This is a genomic window from Candidatus Symbiopectobacterium sp. NZEC135 (assembly GCF_025962695.1).
In genome coordinates this window covers 1-2,893 of sequence record NZ_JAGFPF010000178.1, presented here as the reverse complement: position 1 = coordinate 2,893, position 2,893 = coordinate 1, and the positions used below count along the sequence as shown (strand labels likewise).

The 2,893-nt window shown below is 53.0% G+C and carries 2 protein-coding genes; both read right to left on the bottom strand.

What is annotated here, in order from left to right; all coding sequences use genetic code 11:
- Positions 1–1,257 (bottom strand): PTS sugar transporter subunit IIC (locus J5224_RS24515; RefSeq protein WP_264627831.1); only part of this gene is annotated, 1,257 nt, incomplete at its 3' end.
- A 106-nt stretch (positions 1,258–1,363) separates the two neighbouring features.
- A partial coding sequence (locus J5224_RS24510; RefSeq protein ID WP_264627830.1) for a PRD domain-containing protein occupies positions 1,364–2,893 on the bottom strand: 1,530 nt, incomplete at its 5' end.

Sequence of the window (2,893 nt, the reverse complement as noted above, 5' to 3'; positions counted from 1 at the left end):
CTGCGTGGCCTGAGTGCGCATGGTGTTATCCAGCCGTTTGAAAAATGGATAGTAAATCAGCGTGTTGAGCACGATCAGAAACACCTGTAGCAGCGCAAACAGCCAACTGCCCTGGATAAAGGCGTTAGCAAACACCGGCATACCGATCACGTTGAACACGCCAATCATGCGTGGCAGCACGTCGGTTGCGATCAGGAAATAGGCGACGGTGACGTTCAGTGCCGGGGCCAGCACGAACGGAATCGCCAGCATCGGATTAAGTACAATGGGAATACCGAAAATAATCGGCTCGTTGATGCACAGGAACGAGGTTGGCAACGCCATACGGCCTAACTTCTTCAACCCTTCACTTTTGGCTTTGAAGGCCATCAACAGGTTCAGACCCAGCGTGGAGCCACTGCCACCCAGACTGGCCCAGATGCCCCAGAAGGCATAGCCGACAATGTGCGGCAGCGGATCGCCATTTTGAAACGCGGTCAGGTTTTCCAGATCCATCGCCAGATAAAGCGGTTTCCAGATAGTGCCGGTGACCATCGGACCGTGAATGCCAAACAGCCACAGCACGTGCGCTACCACCACAAATGTGATCATACCGCTGTAAGAGCCGGTGATGCCGAGTAAGGGCTGCTGGATAATAAAGTAAATGTAGGCGTGCAAGCTGCCGGCGGAGGTCAGTTTGAACAGGGCCGCAATGGTGGCAAAAATAATGACGTTGATGATGGCGGGGATCAGGCCGTTAAAGGTCTCCGCGACCACTGGAGGGACGTTGTCGCCCATACGTATGGTGAGCTGGCGATCGACAACAAAGGAATAGATTTTATTCACCAGCAGGGCAACCATAATCGCCACAAACAGCCCGCCCGCCCCGAGATATTTAAACGGCATGACCTCCGCGCCATCCACTATCGTCACCGGACTGGTGATCAGAAAGCACATGATAGCAATCGAGCTGACCACCATTTCATTATGGCCCAGCGAGCCTGCCAGTTTATAAGCAATAAAGAAACACACGTAAATCGACATTATTTTTAACGTCACGCTGGCGGGTAATGCAATCGCCTGCTGTAATCCGTGTGCCTTAATAAAAGCCAAATAACTGTCAATCGGCAGATTCGCCAATAGCGTGGAAAATGCCCCGATAATAAATACTGGAAGTGCAGCGGTAAAACCGTTGGAAATTGACATCAAATATTTGTTGCTTTGCATGTGCGAGGCGGCTAATTGCAGCCCGGACATGGCATTTTGTAGGTTAGCCATCTTTCTTTCCTTTATAATTATACGTACCGGATAGAAAATTTTTGGTATAGAACGCCCGGCAACGTGACTCGCCTGGTCGATGCTTTATATATTTTCTACACATTCATTATGGATATGCGTTAATAACCTCTTTTGTTGATTGACTGATGTCCTGTGAAATAAAAAAACGGCAAAGGGTACATATTTCGTCTTCACTGATGTTCAGCGAAAACGCCTGTTCAATGGCGACCAGCTCGTGACGAATAAGACGAATCATCGCGTCATGCTGTTGTAGGTAACGCACCTTGTCGGGAAAGTCGCTATGGGTTGGCCCCTCCAGCAAACGATCGAGCAGGCACGCCAGATGCATGGTCAGCCCGATAAGCATATTGGAAGAGAGTGTTATCCCCAGCGCCGCAGACACGCGCGCGTTAAACCCTTTGATGGCAAGCAGCGCCGTATCGGGTTTCACATGCTGCAAAATCTGTGTCAGCGTTTCGGCTACCAGCAGATAGGTAGATTCTCGCTCGATCAGCCGATCCAACGCCGTCACGCCGTCGTAGTACAGCACATCGGCCAGATCGAACTGGGTGAGCGCCGTGGCGAGGGGGAACGGGCTGACCAGCGCAACCAGCGTATAGCGTTGGCCCAGTACGGCCAGTTCCTGATTGAGCTGGGCATCGTTATCAAAACGCTGCGAGAGCACGGCGACGCGCTGCATACGACTCGATAGCGCCTGTGACAGGCGGTTTTCCAATACTTTTGCCGTGCCTTCTCCGGTGGTGCAGATCATCACGATGGCCAGTTTCTTCTCGGCGGCGGCGGGCACGCGGGCGGGTGCTGGCTCTCGATCGCGCGGCACTTCCTGTTCAAGCAACTGGTTAACCATCAGCACGTTATGGTACACCTCCTGTAACGGTAGGCCGTTCATGGCGCTCTGGATCGCCTCGACAATGTGCATGGTGCTGATTAACTGTATGGTACGCGTTGCCACATCGCAGTGTTGCGCCAGGGCGGCACCAAAGGTAGTCAGTGAGCCCATATCGACCAGCAACAGCACTTCCGACACGCCTTCGCTGGCCTGAATGTGACGAATAATCCGCTCCAGCACCAACTGCGCCTTTTCGTACAGAGGAACGTTAAAACCCACCGCATAATTGACCCCGAGCAGCTCGTTGGCGGTGGCAACCAGCGCGCTGGCGGTGTCTATCCCATGCGCCACCACGATCACCTTGACATCGGTCTGTCGCTGCTCCAGATCCCGTTCGCTGTAGACAAAGAACATGGCGAGAAATCCCGCTTCATCGATGGGCAGCGTGATTTCCATCACTCGCTCTATCATGCGCAGGCAATCCAGCGCCGCATTGAAAGCCTCCGGGTGACCGGTGCGAATACGGTTTAGCTGCGGATGGACAATGCTTTTGTTGCGACGCACGCGATCGAGCGCATTTTCAATATGGGTAGCCAAACCGTAATAGACTTTATTGTCCAGCGTGCGCTGCAATTTCCCTTCGGCATAGCGGATGATCTCTTCGGTCAGGCGCAGCACCGCTGCCGTGACCAGATTCTCCAGACGACGCGTATCATATTTGCCCTGATAGCGGCTAATCCGAGTTTGGAAGTAGTCCGCGATATCTTTCTCAATCTCCTCTTCCAG